25 protein-coding genes are annotated in these 24,169 nt (G+C 68.8%); 14 read left to right on the top strand and 11 right to left on the bottom strand.

Annotation, left to right across the window (positions count from 1 at the left end):
• Positions 1 to 38 precede the first annotated feature (38 nt).
• Both D7316_RS03920 and D7316_RS03915 read right to left on the bottom strand, forming a co-directional pair.
• A complete protein-coding gene (locus tag D7316_RS03920; protein ID WP_124707132.1) occupies positions 39 to 440 on the bottom strand; it encodes a nuclear transport factor 2 family protein in 402 nt (133 codons plus the stop codon).
• Positions 441 to 486: 46 nt separating this feature from the next.
• Entirely contained in the window at positions 487 to 1,113 is a 627-nt protein-coding gene (locus tag D7316_RS03915; protein WP_124707131.1) for a TetR/AcrR family transcriptional regulator, read from the bottom strand.
• A gap of 58 nt (positions 1,114 to 1,171) precedes the next feature.
• On the opposite strand from D7316_RS03915, the gene D7316_RS03910 reads away from it, so the two are divergent.
• Genes D7316_RS03910 through D7316_RS03890 form a run of 5 tightly spaced genes read left to right on the top strand, consistent with a single transcriptional unit; the run spans position 1,172 to position 4,414 of the window.
• On the top strand, positions 1,172 to 1,738 hold the full coding sequence (locus D7316_RS03910) for a VOC family protein (protein ID WP_124707130.1): 567 nt from the start codon (positions 1,172 to 1,174) through the stop codon (positions 1,736 to 1,738).
• Between the two features lie 46 nt (positions 1,739 to 1,784).
• Positions 1,785 to 2,423, top strand: coding sequence for a carboxymuconolactone decarboxylase family protein (locus tag D7316_RS03905; protein ID WP_124707129.1), 639 nt, complete (start codon positions 1,785 to 1,787; stop codon positions 2,421 to 2,423).
• A gap of 39 nt (positions 2,424 to 2,462) precedes the next feature.
• Positions 2,463 to 2,930 (top strand): DUF1622 domain-containing protein, encoded by a 468-nt coding sequence (locus D7316_RS03900; protein WP_124707128.1) that lies wholly within the window; start codon positions 2,463 to 2,465, stop codon positions 2,928 to 2,930.
• A 9-nt stretch (positions 2,931 to 2,939) separates the two neighbouring features.
• Positions 2,940 to 3,515 carry a GNAT family N-acetyltransferase gene (locus tag D7316_RS03895; protein ID WP_124707127.1) on the top strand — a complete coding sequence of 192 codons (576 nt, stop codon included), beginning with the start codon at positions 2,940 to 2,942 and terminating at the stop codon, positions 3,513 to 3,515.
• Complete coding sequence (locus D7316_RS03890) at positions 3,512 to 4,414, top strand: D-hexose-6-phosphate mutarotase (RefSeq protein ID WP_124707126.1); 903 nt, start codon at positions 3,512 to 3,514, stop codon at positions 4,412 to 4,414. Before D7316_RS03895 ends, D7316_RS03890 begins: the two co-directional genes overlap by 4 nt.
• 9 nt (positions 4,415 to 4,423) lie before the next feature.
• Here the strand turns inward: D7316_RS03890 and zapE are convergent, their stop codons facing one another.
• Complete coding sequence (gene zapE / locus D7316_RS03885) at positions 4,424 to 5,440, bottom strand: cell division protein ZapE (RefSeq protein ID WP_124707125.1); 1,017 nt, start codon at positions 5,438 to 5,440, stop codon at positions 4,424 to 4,426.
• A gap of 35 nt (positions 5,441 to 5,475) precedes the next feature.
• On the opposite strand from zapE, the gene D7316_RS03880 reads away from it, so the two are divergent.
• The 4 genes from D7316_RS03880 to msrB all read left to right on the top strand — a co-directional run bounded on the left by D7316_RS03880 (position 5,476) and on the right by msrB (position 9,814).
• Positions 5,476 to 6,267, top strand: a complete 792-nt coding sequence (locus D7316_RS03880) for a pyrimidine reductase family protein (RefSeq protein WP_124707124.1) — start codon at positions 5,476 to 5,478, stop codon at positions 6,265 to 6,267.
• Positions 6,268 to 6,402: 135 nt separating this feature from the next.
• The gene (locus D7316_RS03875) at positions 6,403 to 7,959 is read left to right on the top strand and encodes an alpha/beta hydrolase (RefSeq protein ID WP_197718320.1); all 1,557 of its coding nucleotides are present in this window, start codon (positions 6,403 to 6,405) and stop codon (positions 7,957 to 7,959) included.
• A gap of 107 nt (positions 7,960 to 8,066) precedes the next feature.
• Complete coding sequence (locus tag D7316_RS03870; protein WP_124707123.1) at positions 8,067 to 9,350, top strand: glycosyltransferase family 87 protein; 1,284 nt, start codon at positions 8,067 to 8,069, stop codon at positions 9,348 to 9,350.
• Positions 9,347 to 9,814, top strand: coding sequence for a peptide-methionine (R)-S-oxide reductase MsrB (gene msrB / locus D7316_RS03865; RefSeq protein ID WP_124707122.1), 468 nt, complete (start codon positions 9,347 to 9,349; stop codon positions 9,812 to 9,814). The genes D7316_RS03870 and msrB overlap by 4 nt, the downstream gene beginning before the upstream one ends.
• 113 nt (positions 9,815 to 9,927) lie before the next feature.
• Here msrB and hemQ read toward each other — a convergent pair whose 3' ends face one another.
• The 3 genes from hemQ to hemE all read right to left on the bottom strand — a co-directional run bounded on the left by hemQ (position 9,928) and on the right by hemE (position 13,183).
• A complete protein-coding gene (hemQ, locus tag D7316_RS03860) occupies positions 9,928 to 10,623 on the bottom strand; it encodes a hydrogen peroxide-dependent heme synthase (protein ID WP_124707121.1) in 696 nt (231 codons plus the stop codon).
• Positions 10,624 to 10,707: 84 nt separating this feature from the next.
• Entirely contained in the window at positions 10,708 to 12,102 is a 1,395-nt protein-coding gene (locus tag D7316_RS03855) for an FAD-dependent oxidoreductase (RefSeq protein ID WP_124707120.1), read from the bottom strand.
• Between the two features lie 13 nt (positions 12,103 to 12,115).
• Entirely contained in the window at positions 12,116 to 13,183 is a 1,068-nt protein-coding gene (hemE, locus tag D7316_RS03850; protein WP_197718180.1) for a uroporphyrinogen decarboxylase, read from the bottom strand.
• Between the two features lie 70 nt (positions 13,184 to 13,253).
• On the opposite strand from hemE, the gene D7316_RS03845 reads away from it, so the two are divergent.
• Positions 13,254 to 13,889, top strand: a complete 636-nt coding sequence (locus D7316_RS03845; protein WP_124707119.1) for a DUF3000 domain-containing protein — start codon at positions 13,254 to 13,256, stop codon at positions 13,887 to 13,889.
• An 18-nt stretch (positions 13,890 to 13,907) separates the two neighbouring features.
• Positions 13,908 to 15,194, top strand: coding sequence for an HRDC domain-containing protein (locus D7316_RS03840; protein WP_124707118.1), 1,287 nt, complete (start codon positions 13,908 to 13,910; stop codon positions 15,192 to 15,194).
• Between the two features lie 19 nt (positions 15,195 to 15,213).
• Here the strand turns inward: D7316_RS03840 and dxs are convergent, their stop codons facing one another.
• The 3 genes from dxs to D7316_RS03825 all read right to left on the bottom strand — a co-directional run bounded on the left by dxs (position 15,214) and on the right by D7316_RS03825 (position 20,675).
• Entirely contained in the window at positions 15,214 to 17,178 is a 1,965-nt protein-coding gene (dxs, locus tag D7316_RS03835; RefSeq protein ID WP_124711085.1) for a 1-deoxy-D-xylulose-5-phosphate synthase, read from the bottom strand.
• A gap of 156 nt (positions 17,179 to 17,334) precedes the next feature.
• On the bottom strand, positions 17,335 to 18,666 hold the full coding sequence (locus tag D7316_RS03830; RefSeq protein ID WP_124707117.1) for a class I SAM-dependent RNA methyltransferase: 1,332 nt from the start codon (positions 18,664 to 18,666) through the stop codon (positions 17,335 to 17,337).
• Positions 18,663 to 20,675: an APC family permease gene (locus D7316_RS03825; RefSeq protein ID WP_197718179.1), complete on the bottom strand. Its 2,013-nt coding sequence runs from the start codon at positions 20,673 to 20,675 to the stop codon at positions 18,663 to 18,665. The genes D7316_RS03830 and D7316_RS03825 overlap by 4 nt, the downstream gene beginning before the upstream one ends.
• 152 nt (positions 20,676 to 20,827) lie before the next feature.
• Here D7316_RS03825 and D7316_RS03820 point away from each other — a divergent pair, with 152 nt between their 5' ends.
• Positions 20,828 to 21,493 (top strand): potassium channel family protein, encoded by a 666-nt coding sequence (locus D7316_RS03820; RefSeq protein ID WP_124707115.1) that lies wholly within the window; start codon positions 20,828 to 20,830, stop codon positions 21,491 to 21,493.
• 22 nt (positions 21,494 to 21,515) lie between these two features.
• Complete coding sequence (locus tag D7316_RS03815) at positions 21,516 to 22,175, top strand: potassium channel family protein (RefSeq protein WP_124707114.1); 660 nt, start codon at positions 21,516 to 21,518, stop codon at positions 22,173 to 22,175.
• Positions 22,176 to 22,241: 66 nt separating this feature from the next.
• Here D7316_RS03815 and D7316_RS03810 read toward each other — a convergent pair whose 3' ends face one another.
• Together D7316_RS03810 and D7316_RS03805 are read right to left on the bottom strand one after the other, a co-directional pair.
• Positions 22,242 to 22,967 (bottom strand): DUF3159 domain-containing protein, encoded by a 726-nt coding sequence (locus D7316_RS03810; RefSeq protein WP_124707113.1) that lies wholly within the window; start codon positions 22,965 to 22,967, stop codon positions 22,242 to 22,244.
• Entirely contained in the window at positions 22,948 to 23,325 is a 378-nt protein-coding gene (locus tag D7316_RS03805; RefSeq protein WP_124707112.1) for an OB-fold nucleic acid binding domain-containing protein, read from the bottom strand. Before D7316_RS03805 ends, D7316_RS03810 begins: the two co-directional genes overlap by 20 nt.
• A 166-nt stretch (positions 23,326 to 23,491) precedes the next feature.
• Between D7316_RS03805 and D7316_RS03800 the strand changes: the two genes are divergently transcribed.
• Positions 23,492 to 24,151 carry an alpha/beta hydrolase gene (locus D7316_RS03800; RefSeq protein WP_331852559.1) on the top strand — a complete coding sequence of 220 codons (660 nt, stop codon included), beginning with the start codon at positions 23,492 to 23,494 and terminating at the stop codon, positions 24,149 to 24,151.
• The last annotated feature ends 18 nt before the right edge of the window (positions 24,152 to 24,169 follow it).

Genomic DNA, 24,169 nt, shown 5'->3' with positions numbered 1-24,169 from the left:
CGCGCTCTTTCTGATCGGATGGATCCGGGTCGTGTCGGTCATGGTGTCGTCTCCGCCCGCCGCCGGGATGCGACGGCATAGAGCGGCCCCAGGTCGGCAGAATCCACGTACTCGTCGATGCGGACGATCCGGTCGCCGACGACGGCGACGAACAGTGCGGCGGGGACCGTCACCTCGGTCCCGTCGGCGAGCGAGCCGGTCAGCACGTGATGCTGGACGAATCCCCCGGCGTGGACGATCCGCCGGACGTCGCGGTATCGCAGGGAGGCGACCGTCCGGGAGAGCCATCGGAGCACCCGGAGATTCTCGTCGACGGTCTGCGTCGCCCGGTCCTCGTTGTGCCAGACCACGGCATCGTCGGCGTACAGCCCGCGCACGACATCCGTGTCGCCGGACTCGATCGCCGCGAACAGGCGGTCCGCGAGCTCGTCGATCGTCATCGATCTCCCCGTTCGTCTCCGGCGCAGGCCGCGCCCGGCACCGTGCTCAGCCGTCGAGACCCAATGCGCCCAGACACATCTGGTCGAGGGTCTCGAGCAGTTTCGTCTCGTCGGCATCTTCCCCCTGGACCAGCCACAAGTACAGGCTGTGGTCGACCATCGCCGCCATCGCCCGCGCCGCCATCGTCGGATCGAGCCCGGCCCGGGCACGGCCCTCGCGCTGCCATCGCGCGATCGCCGATGCGGTCCGTTCGATCCACTGGGCCCGATGTTGATGTCGCAGATCACGGAACTCGGCGTTGAAGGTCGCGACCTGCTCGACGATGGCCATCATCCGCGCATTGCGTCGATACGCCTGGTAATAGGCGCGATTGGACGCGATCAGCCGTTGCGCCGGCGTCATGTCCGGGGCTGACGGCTCACGGAGGTGGACGTCGGTGAACAACCGGGTGCTCAACTCGCGGAAGACGTCTTCCTTGGATTCGAAGTACCGGTAGAAGGTTCCGTAGGAGACGTCGGCCTCCTGGGCGATCAGCTCGACCCGCGCGTCGAGGAATCCGACCCGCTCGAAGACCCGGGTGGCGGCGTCGAGGAGCGAGTCGCGCGTCGCCCTCCCCCGCGGCGACAGCGAGTCGACCGCTGCGATCGGGGTGTTGACAGACGACTTCGCCACGTTCAAGACTCTCCAAGAAGATGACATGACAGTCAAGTCATGTTGGGAAGGAGCTCTCATGTCGGCCACGAACCCCAAGTTCGAACTCCGCGGCATCAATCACCTGGCACTGGTGTGCGCGGACATGCGGCGCACCATCGACTTCTACACCGGCGTGCTCGGCATGCCGCTGGTCAAGACCCTCGACCTCCCGGCGGGCCTGGGCCAGCACTTCTTCTTCGACTGCGGCGGCGGCAATACGGTCGCATTCTTCTGGCTCGCGGACTCCCCCGACGCCGCGCCCGGTATCGCCGCGCCCAAGGGGCGCCCCGACGAGGGCGAGTTGGCCAGCGCGGTCGGCTCGATGAACCACGTCGCCTTCGCCGTGCCGCCGGAGCAGTTCGACGACTACCGATCGCGCCTCAAGGCCGAGGGCATCGCCGTCAGTCCGGTCCTCAACCACGACGACAGTCCGGCCGGTGTGTCGCGACATGTTCACCCCGGTACATTCGTGCGATCGTTCTATTTCCAGGATCCTGACGGCGTGCTCCTGGAGTTCGCCTGCTGGACAAGGGAGTTCACCGACGCCGATGTGGCCCACGAACCCAAGACCGCCGCCGATCGCCGCGTGCGCACCGGCTCCTGATCCACGAAACCCACCACCCGCAGCAACTCCCGAGCGAAGGAAACCGATGCCACGCCTGCCCGAGGTCCACCGCGCCGACGTCACCGACGAGAAGATCCTGTGGTTCTACGACCACCTCTTCGGACCGGAGAAGGACCCGGCCGTCGATCACGGCACCATCCACGCCACACCCGGCGACTGGTGGACGGTCTTTGCGCAGTCACCCGACGTGTTCCGGCACGCGGTTCGCGGATTCGCGTTGTACCGCAATGCGGCGATCGACCCGCTCCTGCGTGAACTGGGTCAGGGGCGCGCCGGCTACGCGCGCGGCAGCCAGTTCGTGTTCTCCCAGCACTGCAAGCAGATGCGCTCACTGGGCATGCCCGAGCAGAAGATCGAGGCCATCCCGGCATGGCAGGTGAGCGACCTCTTCTCGCCGCTCGAGCGCGCCGTGTTGGCCTACACCGACGCGCTCGTGCTCGATGGCGGTCGCGTCCCGGACGGCGTGTTCGAGGTCCTCACCGAACATCTGCCACCGGACCAGATCCTCCAGCTGACCTACATCACCGCGATGTACGACATGCACGCGACGATGAGCAAGGCGTTGCGACTGGAGTTCGACGACGTCCCCGAGCGCATCGCCGAGGTGCAGATCCCGGAAGGTGTCGCGGTCGCGGACCTGTCCGCCGATCTCGCCGGCGAATGAACCCGGCACCGCCGAGTCGCGGTGCGTAGGCTGACGCCCATGGATTTCGAGGCCGTCTTCACCGGCGTCGCCGTGACGTTCGAGGTGATCGGCGCGCTCGCGATGATCATCGGTTTCGTCGTCGCGGTGGTACTCGGGTTCCGCTCACTGCGTCGCTCCGAGGGCGGCAGCGTGGCGTTCTCGGTGCTGCGCAACACCCTCGGCGCGGCCATTCTGCTCGGGCTGGAGGTGTTGGTCGCCGCCGACCTCATCCGCACGATCACGTCGAAGCCGTCGATCGAGGATGCGTTGATCCTCGGACTCATCGTGCTGATCCGAACCGTGCTGTCCATGTCGATCCAGATCGAGATCGACGGCGTCCTGCCGTGGCGTCGTGCGCTGCTCACCAGTGGTGGACAACTCCTCGGCGACGCGGTGGCGCGGGACACCGCCGCCTCGGCCGCCGCCCGCGGTGCCGGCCGGCCGACAACCGCCGTGGGTGACCCACCGCCGACCGGCCCGGCGTAAATTGCCCATGTGCCCGACGTCCTGATCGAGACCATCACCGACCCGACACAGGCGGCCGCGGTCGCCGAGGTCGCCGCCGCGACCTTCCCGTTGGCCTGCCCACCGCACTCGACACCCGCGGACATCGCCGGGTTCATCCGCGCCAACCTGCGGCCCGAGTCCTTTGCCGGCCACATCGAGAATCCGAACACCGACGTCCTGGTCGCGCGGCATTCCCCGGGCGGTCCGGTCGTCGGCTACACGCTCGTCCATCACGAGGCACCGCAACACCCGGATGTCGCCGAGGTGGTGACGCAGCGTCCGGTCTCGGAGCTGTCGAAGATGTATGTCGTCCCGGACCATCACGCGCGGGGCAGCGGCGGCGCGCCGTCGCACGCCCTGATGCACGCCGCGATCGAATGCTCGCGCAGGCGGGGCAGCGTGTTGATCTGGCTCGGGGTGAACCAGGAAAACGAACGTGCCCAACGCTTCTACGCGAAGATGGGCTTCGCCCGCGCGGGCGTGAAGACCTTCGACCTGAATGGTTCGGTCGAGCACGACTTCATCTTCACCCGGCGCCTGACATCTGGCAGGGTCGACTCATGACAACCCCAGAGGAGATCCCCGGTGTCCGCGTAGGCACGGTGGCCGGTCTCGACGCGCTGATCGTCGAGACCCCGCAGTCCACCGCGGCGATCTCGCTGTTCGGCGGTCAGGTCATCTCGTTCGTCCCGGCGGGTGGTGGCCCCGATGTTCTGTGGCTGTCCCCGCACCTGGCCGATCCCCCGACGCCGTTGCGAGGCGGAACCCCGGTGTGCTGGCCGTACTTCGCCCGTGACGGTCAACCCGACGACGTCCCGTCCCACGGCTACGCGCGCACCGCGACATGGGTGCTGACCGACGGTCGCCGAACCGGCCGCGGCGTCGAACTCGATCTCGAACCGTCGGGCCTCGATGATCTGGACCTGCGCCTGCGGATGACGCTGCGTATCGGCGACACCCTCGAACATGGGTTGCACACGCACAATCCGGGCACCGCACCGGCCACCATCACCGAAGCACTACACAACTACTTCCGGGTCGCCGACGTCACGCGTGTCCGTGTGCGGGGCCTGGACACGCTGACCTACCTCGACAAGTTCGACCACTCCAACCCTCATGTCCAGCACGGCGATTGGGCACTGCCGGAAGAACCTGCACGCAGCGACCGGCTCTACCCGGACGCACCCGGCACCTATCACCTGATCGATCCCGGCCTGGACCGCGAGATCCAGGTGTCGGTGCGTGACGGCCGAACAGCGGTGGTGTGGAACCCGGGCGCCGACGTGGCCGCCGGAATGGCCGATGTCGGGTCGTCGTGGCGCGAGTTCGTGTGCGTCGAGGCAGCCAACGCCGGACCCGACGTCGTGGTCGTGCCGCCCGGGGCGACCCACTCGATGTGGCAGTCGATATCGGTGCACGGCATCACCGACGGCGAAGGTGGGCCGACCGTCGTTCCGTCGTGACCGGACCGGTCAGACCGCGGACTCCGCGAAGCGCGACAGTGCCAGCAGGCGCGAGGTCGCACGCAGGTACTTCTTGCGGTAGCCGCCGTTGAGCATCTCCTCGGTGAAGATCTCGTCGAGTTTGCTCCCCGATACGGTGACCGGGATGTTGGCGTCGTACAGGCGGTCGGCGAGGACGACGATGCGCAGCGCGACCGACTGGTCCTTCGCCGGGTGCACACCGCGGATGCAGACCAGCGGCACACCCTCGACGAGATCCTTGTACTTCGACGGATGCAACGTGCTCAGGTGATCGCACAGTGCGTCGAAGTCGTCGAGCGTGGCGCCGGGCGTCGACTCGGCGATCTCTGCGAGTTCGGCGTCGGTCCGGGGTTGCGGGGCGGGCGGCAGATCCCGGTGCCGATAGTCCGGCCCGTCGACGCGGATCGGCTCGAAGACCGACGCCAGCTTACGGATCTCCCGGAGGAAGTCCTGTGCGGCGAACCGTCCCTCGCCGAGCTGACCGGGCAGCGTGTTCGACGTCGCCACGATCGAGACGCCCTTCGCGCTGAGCTCGGTGAGCAGCCGCGACACGAGCATGGTGTCGCCCGGGTCGTCGAGTTCGAACTCGTCGATGCAGAGCACCGTGTGGTCGGAGAGCCGCTCGACGGCGTTGACGAAGCCGAGTGCGCCGACGACGTGCGTGACCTCGACGAATGTCGCGAATGCCTTGGGCTCGGGCATGGAGTGGTAGATCGATGCGAGCAGGTGCGTCTTGCCGACACCGAACCCGCCGTCGAGGTAGAGCCCGATCCCCTGACCTGTCGACTTGCGGGAGAAGAGTCCGCGTTTGCCGCCGCCGCGCACCTTGCTCGCGCGAGCGACGAAGTCCCGGGCCTTGGCGACCGCCTGTGCCTGGGATGGCTCGGCGGGGTCGGGGATGTAGGAGTCGAAGCTGACCGAGTCGAACGTCGACGGTGGCACCATTTCACCGATGAGTGCGTCGGGTGCGACCACCGGATTCCGGTCGCAGAGTCGTGCCGTCATAGAGCGAGCGTAGCCACCTCCGACATGATGGACTCATGTTCGGTGTACAGAAAGCGACCCAGCTCACATCGGGTGATGACGAGGCCGCGACGCTTCGCCGGCTCGCCGGTCTGTATGCGTACCCGGATCGCCCGGCCTCGCCGCCCTGCCTGCCGCGTCCGTTCCTGCGCGCGAACATGGTGAGCTCGATCGACGGCGCGGTGACCCACAACGGGAAGTCGGGCGATCTCGGCGGCCCCGGGGACAGGACGATCTTCCGGGTGCTGCGGGGACTCGCCGACTTGGTGCTGGTCGGTGCGAACACCGCCGCCACCGAGGGCTATCGGCAACCAGCCCCCGACGACATGTTCGCCGCGGACCGCGCCGCACGCGAGCAGCATCCCGCGCCCGCGTTGGCGCTGGTGTCGCGGTCGCTGTCCATACCCGGCGACTACACGCCCCTCACCCACCCCGACACCGTCGTCGTCACCTGCCGAGCTGCGCCACCGGAGCGACGGGCGGCGTTGACCGCGATCGGCGCCACCCTCATCGACTGCGGAGACGACACCGTCGACATCGACCAGCTTCTCGACGTGTGCGCCGAACGTGGGTGGGTGCGGATGCTCAGCGAGGGTGGACCATCGCTGCTGGGGGCTCTCATCGACGCTGATGTCGTCGACGAATTGTGCGTCACGACCAGCCCCACTCTGGTCGCCGGGGACTCCGGACGCATCGCCCGGGCCCCGGGAAAGGCTGCGCTGCACGCGATGCGGCCGGCCACGATCATCACCGACGACGACGGGTTCGTCTTCACCCGATGGACTCGGGCGACCGGCGAGGGCGCGTGAACCGCTCCATCGACGCGGCGGACCGCAGGTGCGCGAGGTGTGCCCGGCTGCACCCGCCGTGCAATGACTAGGCTCGCGGACATGCGACGAGCACCCGGTGGGCAGGCCCGCGGCATCCGACCACGGCGCACCCTGATGCTGTGGGCGACCGCGGTGATCACGGTCGCGGTCGGTCTCAGCGGGTGCACGGTCGGTCCGGATCCAGGGCCCGACGTCGTCACCGGCGGCGGTGGGGGTGACGACGCGGCGACGTCGTCGTCCGCTCCGCCCGCGTTGCCGTCTGTCGACGTCCCGAAAAGGGACCTGGACTGGACCCCCTGCGCTCGCCAGACCGCGGGCCGATTCGGCATCCCGGCGCCCGGCGGTGTGACCCTCGAATGCGCGAAGCTCGATGTCCCGGTCAACCCGGACCGGCCGACGGGCGACACGTTGACGGTGTCGATGACGCGTGCCCGGGTGGCCGCCACCCCCGGCGATGCCGCGCCGCTCGTGCTCACCTCGGGATCCGACCTGCCGTCGTCGCGCACGCTGATGCTGCTCTCGTCCGGTCCCGGGCGAACCCTGCTCGACAAGCATCCGGTGGTCGCCATCGATCGACGCGGGGGCGCCGAGAGCACCGAACTCGATTGCATGACGCGCCAGGAGCGCTCGGCGTTGAGCAGCAACGGTCTCGCGGGCGCGGCCGGCTCGACCCAGGACGAACGCATCAATCGGTTGGCGCGGGCGGCGTCGTCGGCCGCCGACGGGTGCACCGAGACCCTGACCCCCTACCAGCTCGACTTCGGCGCCGGTTTCGCGGCGGCCGACATCGAGGCCCTGCGGATCCGCTGGGGCGTCGAACATCTCGCTCTGGTCGGGATCGGTGAGGGCTCGGACATCGTGCTGTCCTATGCGAGCGACTACTCCGGCCGGGCCGGACGCATCATCCTGGACACACCGACGCCGTTCGGCGCCAACGCCAGGGACCGGGCCGCGACGCAGGCGACCGGCGTCCAGGCCGCGTTGCGGGAGTTCGTCCAGCAGTGCACATCGGCGGGTTCCTGTCCGCTCGGTGCGAACGGGAACGCCATGATCGCCGACGTTCTCGCGAGGGGACGGACCGGCGACCTCGGCGGCATCTCGGACACCCAGGCACTCGCGGCGATCACGACCTCGTTGGCGCTGGCTCCGGACCGCCCCGAGGCCGTCACGGAGCTGGCCTCGGCCATCGCGGCCGCTGCGCGGGGCGACACCGGCGCACTGGGCGCGCAGGCCGAACGCGCCGATGCCCTGCGCACCACCGACGGGCAGCTCGTCGGGCGGTGCAACGATGTCTCCGGTCCGGTCGGACAGAACGAGATCCCCGGCCTGATCGACAGCTGGACCAAACAGAACCCGCTGACCGGGGCGAACAGTGCACTGTCACTGTTGCGGTGCAACGGGTGGGCATCCGCGACGCCGACGAATCCGCCGAACGCGCTGCCGGTCGATCCGCTGGTGCTCAACGGCGCCAACGACCCGATCAACGGCAACGGTGGCCTCGACGCACTGGGTGGTCTGTTCATCAAGGCGGGCACCACTCCCACGACGGTGTCGTGGGACGGCATGGGCTACTCGGTGCTGTCGCGCAGCGCGTGTGCGGCCGATCTCGTCGGTCAGTACCTCGGCGACCGGCCGCTGGGTGAACCGACCGAACGCGGCTGCCCCACCTGAACCCCGGCAGACCCAACCCGCACAGACCGTACGACCACGGACGTCGACCTCCGACAAACGGTCCAGGCTGTGCTCAGGTGGGCGTCCGGACGTAGTACGGTTCGCGAGTGGCGATTCTCGACAGGTACCTCCACCCGCAGATGACGCCGCAGCGGATCATCCCGATGGTGCTGTGGCCGATCACTCTCATGACGATGTTCCACCGGGCGGTCATCCTGGGGGTCAACGGCGACCGCACCGACGACTTCAAGCCCGTCTATGCGGCCGCGCTGCAGTTCCTGAACCGCCAGCCGGTCTACGGCGAGAACCTCAACACCGTCGATCCGCACTACCTGTACCCGCCGTCGGGAACGCTGCTGATGGCCCCGTTGGCCATCATCGACCCCGAGAGATCGCGGTGGCTGTTCATCGCGATCAGCGTCATCGCACTCGTCGCGAGCGCCTACCTGCTCGCCCGTCTCTTCGGCTATTCCGCGAAGTCCTGGGTCGTGCCGGTGATCCTGTTCGTCTTCTTCAGCACCGAGACCGTCGCGCACACCCTCGTCTTCACCAACTTCAACTCGTTCGTGCTCCTCGGCATGCTCGCCTTCATGGTGCTGATGATGAACCGGCATGATCTGTGGGCGGGCGTGCCGATCGGCCTGGTGCTCGCGGTCAAACCGATCATCGCCCCGCTGCTGCTGCTCCCCCTGCTGAATCGTCAATGGCGGATCCTGGTCACCGCGATCGGCATTCCGGTGGTGCTGACCGCGATCGCCTGGCCGTTGAGCGTGGACCCCAACTCGTTCATCACGCGGACGATGCCCTACCTCAACGAGGCCCGCGACTACTACAACAGTTCGATCGGCGGCAACGGCGCGTACTTCGGTGTGGCGGATTGGCTGATCCTCCTGCTGCGCATCGCCTTCGTCGTGATGGCGGTCTTCTCACTGTGGTTCCTGTATCGCTACTACCGACGCAGCGACGAACTGTTGTGGCTCACCACGTCGTCGGGCGTGCTGATGGGGACGACCTTCCTCGTCGGCGCGCTCGGCCAGGGCTATTACTCGATGCTTCTCTTCCCGCTCCTGATGACCGTCTTCCTGGCCGGCTCGACGGTGCGGAACTGGCCCGCCTGGCTCGGCGTGTACGGGTGCATGACGTTCGACTCGTTCTACTCCGTGCGGTGGGAGGCCTTCGGCCGTCAGCTCGAGTTCAACAAGGTGACCTGGGGATGGTCGCTGCTGATGATCGCCGTGTTCTGCTCCCTGCTGTTCCGTTACCTCGACATGCGCCGCGACGGGGTGGCATCGCTCGACGACTCCGGTGCGGGCGTGGCCGATCCCGCCCTGACCGACGGCGCCGGCGACGGTGGCGAGGGTCGCGGTGCGGTGGCTACCGTGGAGAAATGAGCACCCACGCCGATTCCACGCCCGCCGAATCCACGTCGGCCGAATCCACGTCCGCCGAATCCTCCGCGGCCGAGGTCACCGACGAGCAATGGCGTGAGCGACTCACGCCGGCCGAGTACCGGGTTCTCCGCCAGGCCGGCACCGAGGCGCCGTTCACCGGCGAGTACACCGACACCAAGACGGTCGGCGTTTACCGCTGTCGCGCCTGCGACGCAGAACTGTTCCGCAGCACGCAGAAGTTCGACTCCCACTGTGGGTGGCCGTCGTTCTTCTCCCCCCTCGCCGGTGACGCGATCATCGAACGTGTCGACACGTCACTGGGGATGCGCCGTGTCGAGGTGCTGTGCGCGAACTGCGGCAGCCATCTCGGGCACGTCTTCGAGGGCGAGGGCTACGACACCCCCACCGACCTGCGCTATTGCATCAACTCGATCAGTCTGCGGCTGGAGTCGGCCGAGGACTGACCGGTTGTTCTGGCCGCGGTTTCAGATTCCGGCTTGGAGCGGGAACCGCGGCCTGACACCGGAATTGCGGCCAGAACGAGACGCCGTTGGGCGTGACGCGATCGCGATCGCGATCAGGGCAGGGCGTCGATGAGGGCCGTCGGCTCGACCCGCGGCCCGGTGAAGAACGGCGTCTCCTCGCGGACATGCAGGCGCGCCTCGGTGGCGCGTAGGTCGCGCATGAGGTCGACGATGCGGTGCAGTTCGGGCGCCTCGAACGCCAGCAGCCACTCGTAGTCGCCGAGCGCGAACGACGAGACCGTGTTCGCCCGGACATCCTTGTAGGCGCGCGCCGCCATTCCGTGGTCGGCGAGCATCTTGCGTCGCTCCTCGTCGGGCAGCAGATACCACTCGTAGGAGCGCACGAACGGGTAGACGCAGATGTACTTGCCGGGCTCTTCGCCGGCCAGGAACGCCGGGATATGGCTCTTGTTGAACTCGGCAGGCCGATGCAGCGCGACGTTGCTCCACACGGCAGTGCTCGCGCGCCCGAGAATCGTCTCGCGACGGAACCGCGCATAGGCCGCCTGCAGTTGCTCGAGCTCCTCGGCGTGCCACCAGATCATGAAGTCGGCGTCGGCGCGCAGGCCGGAGACGTCGTACACACCGCGGACCACGACGCCGGCATCCTCCAGCGACTTGAAGAAGTCGGTGGCGTCGGCCTTGGCCTGGTCCCGGTCCGTACCGAGTTCACCCGGCCGCACCGAGAACACCGAGAACATCAGGTAGCGGATCGTCGAGTTGAGTTCTGCGTAGTCCAAGCGGCTCATGCCATTCATGGTGCCACCGACGCGATGGGTGACATCGCACGGGTTCCGTGGTTGTGGACAGAGCCTCGTGGTTCGCCGGAATTGTCAGGCGAGGTCGGCCAGCAGGTCGGCAGCAGCGCGGCCGGCGCGGCCGATACACGCCGGGACCCCGACTCCGGAGTACGAGGAGCCGGCCAGGACGAGACGAGACGGACGCCGGCGCAGTACATCCGTCATCGCCTCGAGATGTCCCGGCGCATACACCGGCAGACCGTTGGTCCACCGTTGCACCACCACGTCCTTGACCCGCGTCGACGGTGGGACGATCCCGGCCGCCCGACAGACCTCGTCGAGGTCCTCGAGCGCCTCGGCGCGAATCCGCGTATCGACGCCCTCCTCGATGCAGTCGTCGGGTACCGGGGCTCCGAACCGACCGAACGAGGCGCGTACCGAAACAGGGCGATCCGGAGCCGAGAGGTGCGACCACTTCTGCGAACTGAAGGTGAAAGCCTTGGCGCGCAGAGTATCTCCGGTCGCAACCAGAACGCCCGAGTTCTCCGGCAGCGGCGTTCCCGGCTCCAGCGCTATCGAGACGACCACCGATGACGCGCGCTGCACCGCGCGGAGCGGTGTGGCGAGGTCCGGAACGGCATCCCGCAACAGGTCCCCGGCACGCCAGGCGGGGATCGCCAGGACGACACCGTCGTAGTCCGCGGACTCATCGCCGCCGACGTCGAGCGTCCAGCCACCGGGGCACGAGGTCAGCCTCCGGACGAAGGCGCACTGCCGCGGCTCGACGGCCGCGGCGGTGGCCAAGGCGTCGAGCAACACCCGGTACCCCCCGACGAGGGTGCCGAACACCGGCCCACCGGCTGTACTCGTGGCGGTGATGTCGGCGACCGCGGCGGACAGACTCGGCGCGCCGGCATCCAGTCGGCTCGCCAGGGCCGGTACCGACTCGCGCAGACCGATGTCGCCCGCCAGGCTCGAGTAGACGCCGCCGAGCATCGGATCGACACTGCGGGCGACCACCGACGCGCCGAACCGCTCGGCGACGAGCTCCCCCACCGACGGGTTCGCGCCGGCAACCCATGGCCACGGCCTGTCGGCCTCGCTCACGATATGTGCGAGATCGGTGGGATCGACCAGTCCGGCAACCGATTCCGCTGTCGCCGGGATGCCCATCAGCGCCGGCGTCGGCAGTGGATGCAGCCGGCCCTGCGACCAGACTGCAGGTCGCCGCGTCGTCGGCGATACGACCCGGTCCGCCAAGCCGAGTTCGCGGACCAGGTCCACCGCCTCCGGTCGACGCACGATGAACGCCTCGGCTCCCACGTCGACGGTCTGGCCCCCCACCGACGTCGTGTGCAGGACGCCGCCGAGTCGCTCGCCGGCCTCGAACAGGTCGATGTGGGCATCGGGTCCGAGAGCCTGGCGGAGTCGGAGTGCGGCGGTGAGTCCGGACACTCCCCCGCCGACGATCGCGATCCGCTGAGTCATCTCCGCGCCACGCTCAGATGGAGTGGATCAACTCGACCGCCCGGGTGAGGACGTCGGGATCGGTGCCGGGCAGCACGCCGTGACCGAGGTTGACGATATGACCGGCGGCGCCCGCACGGATGGCCCGCTCGCCGTCGGCGACCACACGCCGGACCTCACGTTCGACGACCTCGGGTCCGGCGAACAGCAGGGTCGGATCGAGGTTGCCCTGGACCGCTTTGCCCGGTCCGACGCGGCGGACCGCGTCGTCGAGGGGCACCCGCCAGTCGACCCCGATGACGTCGGCGCCCGCGTCGGCCATCGCACCCAGCAGTTCGCCGGTACCGACGCCGAAGTGGATGCGTGGCACACCGTGGTCGGCGACCTCCGCGAAGACCCGGGCACTGTGCGGCGCCACATAGGTGCGGTAGTCGGCCAGCGAGAGCATCCCGGCCCACGAATCGAACAGCTGAACGGCGTCCACACCCGCATCCAGCTGGACCCGCAGGAAGGCGATGGTGATGTCGGCGAGACGCCCCATCAGCAGGTGCCAGGTGTCCGGATCACCGTGCATCATCGCCTTGGTGCGCTCGTAGTGCTTGCTGGGTCCGCCCTCGATCAGGTACGACGCCAGGGTGAACGGCGCGCCGGCGAAGCCGATCAGGGCGGTGGAGTCCGAGAGTTCCCCGAGGAGCAACTCGATGGCGCCCGCGATCGCGCCCACCGACTCCGGTTCCAGGCGCGGCAACGACGCGACATCGGCAGCGCTGCGCACCGGCTGCGCGATGACGGGGCCGGTACCCGCGACGATGTCGAGGTCGATGCCCGCGGCCTTCAACGGCACCACGATGTCGGAGAAGAGGATCGCGGCGTCCACGTCGTGCCTGCGCACCGGCTGCATGGTGATCTCGCAGACGAGTTCCGGATCGAAGCACGATTCGAGCATGCCGTGATCGGCGCGGATCGCACGGTACTCGGGGAGGGATCGACCGGCCTGGCGCATGAACCACACAGGCCGGCGGGTCGGCGTCCCGCCGGTGGCGGCGGCGACCAGCGCCAGGTCGTGCGTGCGGCGGGCATGGGATCGCGTTGTCTCGGACATCAGTGCCTACTCTGCCATGCGTCGGCGCGCCTCCGACCACGGTGGGGTGGCCCGTCCTACCGTCACCAACGTGACCTCTTCTGGAGCTCCGACGGAGCCTGCTGACTTCCGCGCCGCGGTCGCATCACTGCATGGCGCGCGGATCCGGCCGGAGATCGAGGTCGGTCCGATCCGTCCGCCGCAGCGGCTGGCGCCGTACAGCTACGCGGTGGGTGCCGAGGTACGCACCGGCTGGGACGATTCCGACGACGTCCCGGTGGATTCGACCGGCAGCTCGTTCGGGCGGCTGATCCTGTTGTACGACCCGGCGGGCCAGGAGGCCTGGAACGGCACGATGCGCCTGGTCGGCTACGTGCAGGCCGAGGTGGAGGCGGCGCTCGCGATGGACCCGCTGCTGCCCGAGGTGGCATGGAGCTGGTTGTCGGATGCGCTCGGCGTCCCGGCCGGCGAGACCGCGAGCTCGCCCGGCGCGACATCGTCGGACCGGACGATCGAGGTCACCGCGCTCGGCGGCACGGTCACGTCGACCACCTCGGTCCGTTACGGCGACATCGCCGGACCACCGCGCGCCCACCAACTGGAACTGCGCGCATCCTGGACCGCCACCGAACTCGACCTCGGCGGCCACCTGGAGGCCTTCTGCGAGGTCTTGTCCGCGGCCGCCGGACTACCACCCGCCGGGGTCACCGAACTCGGGTCGGCCTGAGTCGGTGACGGGACCGCGATGACCACCGGTGACGAACAGACCCCGGTGTCCTCGCCGGACGACCGGCCCTCACCCGAGGCCGACGAACCGGCCACCACGCCCCTACTACACCCGGCCGACGGCGTCCCTCCGGTCCTGACCACCGCGTCCGAGTTCGCCGATGCCGCCGCCGCCCTGTCAGGTGGCGAGGGCCCGATCGCGGTCGACACCGAACGCGCCTCCGGCTACCGCTACTCCCAACGTGCCTATCTGGTGCAGATCCGTCGCAATGGTGCCGGAAGCTTCCTGCTCGACCCGATCGAGGAGCCGGATGCGCTCGCACCGGTGATCGCGGCCCTCGACGGCCCCGAATGGGTCCTGCACGCCGCCGATCAGGATCTTCCGTGCCTACGGGAACTCGGCTTCGTGTGCCGGGACCTGTACGACACCGAACTCGCCGGCCGGCTGCTCGGCCTCGCGAAGGTGAACCTGGCGGCGATGGTCGCCGAGTTCCTCGGGCTGGGGCTCGTCAAGGGCCACGGGGCCGCGGACTGGTCACGCAGACCGTTGCCCGACGACTGGCTCAACTACGCCGCCCTCGACGTCGAGGTGCTGGTCGAGTTGCGCGACGCGATGGACGCGGCGCTCGTCGAGGCAGGCAAGGACGGGTGGGCGCGCCAGGAGTTCCGCGCGGTCCTCGACCGGCCGGCCCCGGCGCCGCGCGCCGACCGCTGGCGCAAGACGTCGAACATCCACACCGTCAAGAGCGCCCGCACCCTCGCCGCGGTGCGTGAATTATGGACGGCCCGTGAGGAACTCGCACAGAAGCGAGACGTGGCGCCCGGCCGCATCCTGCCGGACTCGGCGATCGTCACGGCCGCCACGGCGGACCCGACGTCACCGCCCGAGCTCACCCGGCTCCCCGTGTTCGGCGGGCCCCGGCAGCGACGGCAGGCCGGCATCTGGCTCGCCGCGCTCCAGCGGGCCCGGGACCTGCCCGACGATCAGCTGCCGGCACGCAAGGCACCCACGGTCGGGCTGCCCCCGGTCAACCGGTGGGATCAGCGCAATCCCGAGGCCGCGGAGCGTGCCGCGAAGGTCCGGCCGGTGGTCCGGGAGATCGCCGAGACCCTGCAGTTGCCGGTGGAGAACCTGCTGGCCCCCGACACGGTGCGCCAACTCTGCTGGGACGGCATCGACCTCCCGGCGACCGTGGAGTCCGTGGACCGGCGGCTGGCCGCCGACGGAGCCCGGGAGTGGCAGCGAGGCCTGACCGCCGGCCCGATCGCGGATGCACTCAACAGCGTGTCCGACTCGACGGACTGATCGAGCGAAGCGCCGCGCCTCAGTTCTCCGATTCGGGTGCGCCGGAAAGGTCCGGGCTCGACAGGTCGGCCGTGTCGTCCATGCCGGGCACCGACTGCATGCCCGCGACCGTCGCCGTGATGGTCCGCGCGAGATCCTGTGCGGTGAGACCGAACTGGGCGAGCAACTCGCCACGGGATGCGTGCTCGACGAACTGCTGCGGGATGCCCCGGTGTTGCACGGGCACCGCGACGTCGGCGGCCGACAGCGCATCACTGACCGCCGAACCGACGCCACCGCGGACGCCGGAGTCCTCCACGGTGACCACCAGCCGATGGCGGGCCGCCACTGTGGCGATGGATGCCGGCACGGGCAGCACCCACCGCGGATCGACCACGGTGGTGTCGATGCCCTGACGTCCCAGGCGTTCCGCGGTGTCGATGGCGAGGCCGCAGAACGCACCCACCGCGACGATGAGCACATCCCCGGATGCGGCGCCGACGCCCGGACCGCCCCGGTAGAGCACATCCACTCCGTCGTCGAGGCGTTCGAGCGCTCTGATGTCCTCGGGTACAGCGCCTTTCGAGAAGCGCAACGCCGTCGGCCCGTCGTCGACCGCCAGGGCCTCCTCGAACTCCTCACGGAGCCGGACCGCGTCGCGCGGGGCCGCGACACGCAGTCCCGGCACCAGCGACATCAGCGAGAGGTCCCACATGCCGTGATGGCTCGGGCCGTCGGGCCCGGTGATCCCGGAGCGGTCGAGCACCAACGTCACCGGCAGCTTCAGCAGCGCGACGTCCATCAGCAGCTGGTCGAATGCCCGGTTGAGGAAGGTCGAATAGATGGCCAGCACCGGGTGCAGTCCGCCGAGCGCGAGACCCGCGGCCGAGGTCATGGCGTGCTGCTCGGCGATCCCGACGTCGAACATGCGGTCGGGGAAGCGCTCCCCGAACGGGGTGAGCCCGGTCGGGCCGGGCATGGCCGCGGTGATCGCGACGACGTCGCGGCGCCGGGCACCGGCATCGACGAGGGCGGCCGAGAACACCGACGTCCAGTCGTGGGGCGACACACTGGTGGCGCGACCCGTCCGGGGGTCGATGATGCCGGTCGAGTGCATCTGATCGGCCTCGTGATTCTCCGCCGGCGCGTACCCCATCCCCTTCCGGGTCACGGTGTGCACGATGACCGGGCCGCCGAACGTCTTGGCCTGGCGAAATGCCGATTCGAGGGCACCGATGTCATGCCCGTCGACCGGACCGACGTACTTCAGCCCGAGGTCGGTGAACATCGCCTGCGGTGCGATGAGGTCCTTCAGGCCACTCTTCATGCCGTGCAGGACGGCGTAGGCGGGCGGCCCGACGACCGGTACCTGCCGCACGACCTTGCGACTCTCGTCGAGGAATCGCTCGTACCCGGGCTGCAGTCGCAGCCCCGTGAGATGTCGGGCGAAGCCGCCGATGGTCGGCGCGTAGGACCGTCCGTTGTCGTTGACGACGATGACCACCGAGCGGTCGCCCGCGGCGATGTTGTTCAGGGCCTCCCAGCACATGCCGCCGGTGAGAGCGCCGTCGCCGACCACGGCGATCACGGTGCGGTCGTCCTGCCCGGTCAACTCGAACGACTTCGCGAGACCGTCGGCGTAGGACAGCGCGGCCGACGCATGCGAGGACTCGACCCAGTCGTGATCGCTCTCGGCGCGCTCCTGGTAGCCGGTGAGCCCGCCCTTCTGCCGCAAACCGTCGAAGCCGTCCTTGCGGCCGGTCACGATCTTGTGCACGTAGCTCTGGTGCCCGGTGTCGAAGATGACCGGGTCGCCGGGTGACTCGAACACGCGGTGCAGGGCCAGAGTCAGTTCGACCACACCGAGGTTCGGACCGAGATGGCCGCCGGTCGCCGACACCTTCTCGATCAGGAACTCCCGGATCTCCCCCGCGAGCTCGTCCATCTCGTCCGACGACAACGCACGCAGGTCGGCCGGTGAACCGATCGTGTCGAGCACGCCCATCCAGTCCTCCATCACTGCAACTGTCCGCGACACCCGGGCTGTCGGGTATCGGATCGCGCGACGCCCGTGGGCGTCGTCGCGCATGTCATCACAGTCTACGGATTTCGTCACGGGCGGACCCCACCGCCGAGGTGTGACGTCGGACGTGCCGGGCCGTCACAGGCCGCGTGCCGGCACCAGACAGGCGATCGCCTCGACGTGATGGGTGAGCGGGAATGCATCGAAGGCCCGGATCTCCCGCGGGCGGTAACCGTGTTCGGCGAACAGCGCGAGATCGCGGGCGAACCGGCCGACATCACACCCCACATGCACGATCGCCGACGGGTCCGCGTCGGCCACGGCGTCGATGACCGCAGGGCCGGCACCGGTACGCGGCGGGTCGAGCACGACGACGTCCGGCGCGGGCAGTCCGCCGACGAGTGCCGCGACCTCACCGTGATGGACCGTCAGCCGATCGTCACCGGCGAACGCCTCGGTGGCGACGGCGACCGCGTCGGCATCCGTCTCCACGACATGGACGGCGGTGAACTCGCCGAGACCGGCGGCCGCGGCGCCGTCGAGCAGGGCGGCGCCCAGGACACCCGCACCGCCGTAGAGGTCCCAGGCGACGGTGTCCCCGGTACGTCCGGGCAGGCCGGCCGCGCCCAGCAGTTCGACGACCGTGCGCGCGTATACCGTCGGTGCGGCACCGTGGGCCTGCCAGAACCCGGCGACGGGGATACGCCAGACACGATCGCCGACGCGGTGCGTCGCGATCGCATCGCCCTCGACGACGCGTCGTCCGCGGGGTGCGTCCCGTCGGCGGCGCGCGGACTGGGTCCGGCCCCGCGCACCGCCGCGATGACGCCGGGCGGGCTGCTTCGGTGCAGCGAGCTCGGTGATGTGCCGGCGACCGTCCCGATCGGCGACCACGATGAGGTCGGCACCGGGAGCGACGGTCAGTGCGTCGAGATCGTCGAGCATGCCGGATTCGGGTGCGGCACAGCGATGACCGGTCACGATCGCGGAACCGTGGAAGGCATGCATCCCGGCCCGCCCGTCGGCATCGACGCCCAGGCGGGTACGCACCCGCCAGTGGGTGCCGTCGTCGCCGAGGTCCGCGACCACGCCGCTCCCGACACCGGCAGCGTCGAGGTCGGCGGGCCCGAACCGACCTATGCGGCCGAGCGCGTCGACGAGGATCTGTCCCTTCAGATCGCGCGAGTGACCGACCTCGATGAACCCGAGATCGCAGCAACCGGCACCGTGGCGGGCGGCGTCACACCGCGATTCGATCCGGTGCGGCGACGCCTCGACGATCTCGATCATCTCGGCGCGGGCGAAACTCTTCTGCCGGTCATCGGTGATCCGGACCCGGACCAGCTCACCCGGGACGGCGCCGCGGACGAACACGACCCGGCCGTCCACCCGTCCGACGGCCTCCCCGCCGTTGGCGGGGCGGTCGGTCCGGATGATCAGCTCGGCACCCGCGCTGGGATGGTCGCTCATCGGCGGTCCGGGTCGCCACCGAGCGCGCGCCGCGTGTCCCCGGGCGCCGTGTAGGCGAGGTCGCGATTCTTCAGGCGATCCGACGAGGTCAACTGCCAGGGCACCGACGTGACCATGACGCCCGGCTCGAAGAGCAGTCGGCCCTTGAGCCGAAGGGCGGACTGGTTGTGCAGGATCTGCTCCCACCAGTGCCCGACCACGTATTCGGGGATGAACACCGTGATGACGTCGCGGGGTGATTCGCGCCGGACCCGGCGGACGTATTCGATGACCGGGCGCGTGATCTCCCGGTACGGCGACGCGATCACCTTGAGCGGCACGGTGATGTCGCTGGCCTCCCATTGCGAGACGAGCTTGCGGGTGTCGCGGTCGTCGACGTTGACCGTGATCGCCTCGAGGACGTCGGGTCTGGTCGCGCGGGCGTAGAGAACCGCACGCTTGGTCGCGAGGTGCAGTGTGGACACGAGGACGATGGAGTGCGTGCGACTGGGTAGCACCACGTCCTCTTCCTGGCGCTCGAGTTCTCGTTGCACCGTGGCGTAATGATGATGGATCAGCTTCATCAGGACGAAGAGGCAGACCATCGCCAGGATCGCGATCCACGCTCCCGCGGTGAACTTGGTGAGCAGCACGACGATCAGGACGGTCGCCGTCATCACCAGGCCGATCGAGTTGATCACGCGTGACTGCATCATCTTGCGGCGCGCCCGGGGGTCGGTCTCGGTGCGCAGGTGCCGCGTCCAGTGGCGGACCATGCCGGTCTGGCTGAGGGTGAACGACACGAACACACCGACGATGTAGAGCTGGATCAGCTTGGTGACCTCGGCACCGAAGGCCACGACGAAGATGATCGCGACCAGCGCCAGGAACACGATGCCGTTGGAGAACGCCAGGCGATCGCCACGGGTGTGCAGCTGCCGGGGCAGGTAGCGGTCCTGCGCCAGCACCGAACCGAGGACCGGGAACCCGTTGAACGCGGTGTTCGCGGCGAGCATCAGGATCAGCGCGGTCGCGGTCGCGACGAAGTAGAACCCCGGGGTGAACGAATCGAAGACCGCGTGCGCGAGCTGCGCGATCATCGCCTTCTGCTGGTAGCCCTCGGGCGCACCGATGAGGTCCTGTGCCGGGTTCATCACGTACTTCGCGCCGATCTGCTGAGCGAGCAGGACTATGCCGAGCAGGAGCACGATCGAGAACGCGCCGAGCATGAACAGGGTGGACGCTGCGTTGCGCGACTTGGGTTTCCGGAACGCCGGCACGCCGTTGCTGATCGCCTCGACGCCGGTGAGGGCCGCGCAGCCGGAGGAGAACGCCCGCGCGATCAGGAACACGAAGGCGATGCCGACGAGGTGATCCTGTTCGGCCCGGATGGTGAAGTTCGCCGTCTCCGACTGGATCGGCTCGTCGAGGATGAAGATCTCGATGAAGCCCCACACCAACATCAGCAGGACGCCGATGATGAAGGCGTAGGTGGGGATCGCCAGCACAGAACCCGATTCCTTGATGCCGCGCAGGTTCACCGCCGCGAGCAGGACGATCGCGGCCACGCAGAACCACACCTTGTGCTGGGAGACGAACGGGATCGCCGACCCGATGTTCTCCGCCGCCGACGAGATGGAGACCGCTACGGTGAGGATGTAGTCGACGAGCAGCGCGCTCCCCACCGTCAGACCGGCATTCGGACCGAGGTTCACGGTGGCGACCTCGTAGTCGCCGCCGCCCGACGGATAGGCGTGCACATTCTGCCGGTAACTCGCCACCACGACGACCATCACCACCGCGACGGCGAGCGCGACCCACGGTGTGAAGGCGAGTGCGCTCAGGCCCGCGACGGACAGGACGAGGAAGATCTCCTGCGGCGCGTAGGCGACCGAGGACATCGCGTCCGAGGCGAACACCGGGAGCGCGATGCGCTTGGGCAACAGGGTGTGACCCAGTCTGTCGCTGCGGAACGGGCGGCCGAGCAGCAATCGTTTGGTCGCCACGGACACCTTGGACACGTTGGACACCAGGCAACACTAGAGCGTGTAGTAGGCAAAGGCCATAACAGGCCCGCATGGGTGGTCAACGGCCACGCGGGCCCGGGTCACCGGGTAGGTTCAAGTCGTCCGCACAGGGGTGCGGGCGCGACCGGGAGACGCCGGCTGTGGGAAGGATGGACGTGCAGGTAGTCATCATGGGGTGCGGACGCGTCGGCTCGTCGCTGGCGATGGCGATGCAGAAGCGTGGCCACGACGTCTCCATCATCGACCGCGATCCGTCCGCGTTCGTGCGCCTGAGCCCGGACTTCCGTGGCACCACGGTGATCGGCGCCGGTTTCGACCGGGAGGTCCTGACGCGGGCCGGTATCGAGCGGGCCGACGCATTCGCCGCTGTCTCCTCCGGGGACAACTCCAACATCATCGCGGCGCGCGTCGCCCGGGAGACCTTCGGTATCGACCGCGTCGTCGCGCGTATCTACGACGCCAAGCGCGCCGAGGTCTATGAACGACTGGGCATCCCGACGGTCGCGACGGTGCCGTGGACCACCGAGCGGTTCGTCTCCGCCCTCGGCGAGGCGTCGACGACCACCGAGTGGCGCGATCCGTCGGGTTCCCTGGCGATCGCCCAACTCGAGGTCGACGAGTCGTGGATCGGCGTCACCGTCGGCAAGTTCCAGGAGAACACCGGCGCCCGCATCGCCTTCCTCAACCGGGTCGGCCGGCCCATCCTTCCGGACGTGAAAACTGTTCTCCAACAAGATGACCTCGTCTTCGCGGCGGTCCTGATCGACAATCTTGCCGACGCCCGGGCGAGCGCTCGTGCGCCGCACATCACAGCCGACTGACGTACGTGAGAGAGGACACTCCATGAAGGTCGCCATCGCAGGTGCCGGCGCCGTCGGGCGTTCGATCGCCCGTGAGTTGCTGCTGAATTCGCATGCCGTCACCCTGTTCGAGCGCAACACCGCCCACATCGACCAGGAGTCGGTACCCGAGGCGACGTGGGTGCAGGCCGACGCGTGTGAGCTCAGCAATCTCGAACAGGCCGCGCTGCAGACGTTCGACGTGATGGTCGCGGCGACCGGCGACGACAAGGCCAATCTCGTGGTGAGCCTGCTCGCCAAGACCGAGTTCGCCGTCAACCGGGTCGTCGCGCGGGTGAACGACCCGCGCAACGAATGGCTGTTCGGTGAGGACTGGGGAGTCGATGTGGCGGTGTCCACGCCGCGCATCCTGGCCTCCCTCGTCGAGGAGGCGGTGTCGGTGGGTGACCTGGTGCGACTGATGACGTTTCGTCAGGGCCAGGCCAACCTGGTCGAGCTCACGCTGCCGTCGAACACCCCGCTCGCCGGCAAACCGGTCCGGAAGCTCGATCTGCCCCGCGACGCGGCACTCGTCACCATCCTGCGGGGTGGCCGGGTCATCGTGCCGCAGAGCGACGATCCGATCGAAGGCGGCGACGAACTGATCTTCATCGCACCCGCGGAGGCGGAGCCGGCGCTGCATCAGGCCATGCAGATCCAGTGACCCCGATGCCACGGACCCCGATGCCACGGACCCCGGTGTAGGACGGGCTCGGCCGTGTGGCCGGGCTCAGTCGGCGGGTAGCCGGGCCCGGTCGGGGTCGTCCGGGGTGACTCCCGACTCGATCAGATCTTCCTGCCGGGTGGCGCGACGGACCAACAGCACCGTCGCGAGCACGGCGAGGGCCGTCAGCGGCCAGCCCATGGCGAGTCGTGCCACCGCCAGCCAGCCGGTGCTGCCGTGATCGTAGAGTTCGGACTGCGTGATGTACCGGGCAGCGAACACCAACGCCCAGAAGGCCGTCGCGATGTCGTAGGCGATCAACGTCTTCCGATGTTTGCGCCATGCCATCCCCTCACCGCTGATGAGGTTCCAGGCGACGCCGATCAACGGCCAGCGCACCACGATCGACAGGACGAAGACGATCGCGTAGGCCAGCGTCGTCCAGATGCCGAACAGGAAGTAGCCCTTCGCATCTCCGGTGCGGTGCGCGATGAACACGCAGATCGCGACCCCGATCAGGCCGGAGATCGCGGGATTGAGGGGTTCGCGCCGCCACAGGCGGACACAGAAGATCAGGACCGCGACCGCGATGGCCGCGATCATGGCGGCCGTGAGGCCCCAGACGGCGTTGACGGGTACGAACACCACGATCGGCACGGTCGAATAGATCAGTCCGGAGACGCCGCCCATCTGCTCGAGGATCGACGGCGCCTTCTCGTCGGTCGTCTCGGTGATCTGCGGTGCCGGGTCGCCGGGGTCGCCCCCGGCGGGGTCATTCGTCGTCTGAGCCATAGAGCTCGTAGTACGGGTTGTAGATCACCTTGGCGCCGTCGTGTTCGGCGAGCCGGCCCCGTACGGTCAGCTTGCGGCCCGGTTCGATGCCCGGAATCCGGTTCCGGCCGAGCCACTTGAGCAGCACGGTGTCGGAGCCGTCGAAGAACTCGGCCTTGACGCCCTCCTTGGCGGTCCGCGAGCACGTCTGGACCGCGCGCAGCTCGCCGTGCATCGTGACCTCGTCGCCACGACAACACTCGGCAGCACGCTGCGCGCCGGTCGCGCGGGACTCCTCGGCGATCTGCTCCGCGTCGACCTCGCCGAGGTCCTCGGTCAACCTGCGGGTCAACCGCTTGAGATAACCGGTGGTTGCCATCACACACTCCCTGGGTGGTCATCGCAATGAGGCGGATAGCGGGCTGCTGTCGGCTCTGTGACCGTCAGCGTAATCCTCATCGCTCTACCTTTCCAACGTCGGGCATGATCATGACATGCCCGATATCCCGCGGTCGGATCCGAGGGCCCCGACGACACTCGTCGCCATGCCCGGCACCGGCTCCGATGCGGATTATGTGCAGCGTGCCTTCGGCCCCGCGGCCGAGGCCCTCGGACTCACCCTGGTCGCTCTCGAACCGGCATCGGACCTGGTGGCAGGGCATCGACGCCGCCTCGACGAACTCTCGGCGCGGGCCGATCCGATCATCGTCGGGGGCGTGTCGATCGGCGCGGCGATCGCTCTGGAGTGGGCATTGCACCATCCGTGTGCGGGGGTGTGGGCCGCCCTGCCCGCGTGGACCGGCGACCCGGCCACCGCACCCGCCGCATGGAGCGCCACGGCAACCGCCCGCGCGCTGTCAACCGACGGTCTCGAACAGACGATCGCCGCGATGGCCACGACCAGCCCCGCATGGCTGGCCGCGGAGCTGGACCGCTCATGGCGCGCCCTGTATCCGGCCCTGCTGGGGCAATTGACGGAGGCCGCAGCTCTCCGCTCGCCCGAGTTGGACGAGATCGCGACCCTACGGGTCCCGCTGGCGGTCACCGCAGCCGTCGACGATCCGGTACACCCGCATCACGTCGGCCGCGACTGGGCCGCCGCAGCACCCCGATCGGGACTCACCGAGGTGACCCTCGACGACTGGGGCGCCGACCCGTCGGTGCTCGGATTCGGTTGTGCGCGAGCGTGGCTCGGCATCAGCTGAAAAGGCGGACGTCGTCGG

The organism is Gordonia insulae (assembly GCF_003855095.1).
Taxonomy (GTDB): Bacteria; Actinomycetota; Actinomycetes; order Mycobacteriales; family Mycobacteriaceae; genus Gordonia; species Gordonia insulae.
Note: the sequence above shows the minus strand (reverse complement) of the source record. Positions and strands in the feature narration are given on the sequence as shown.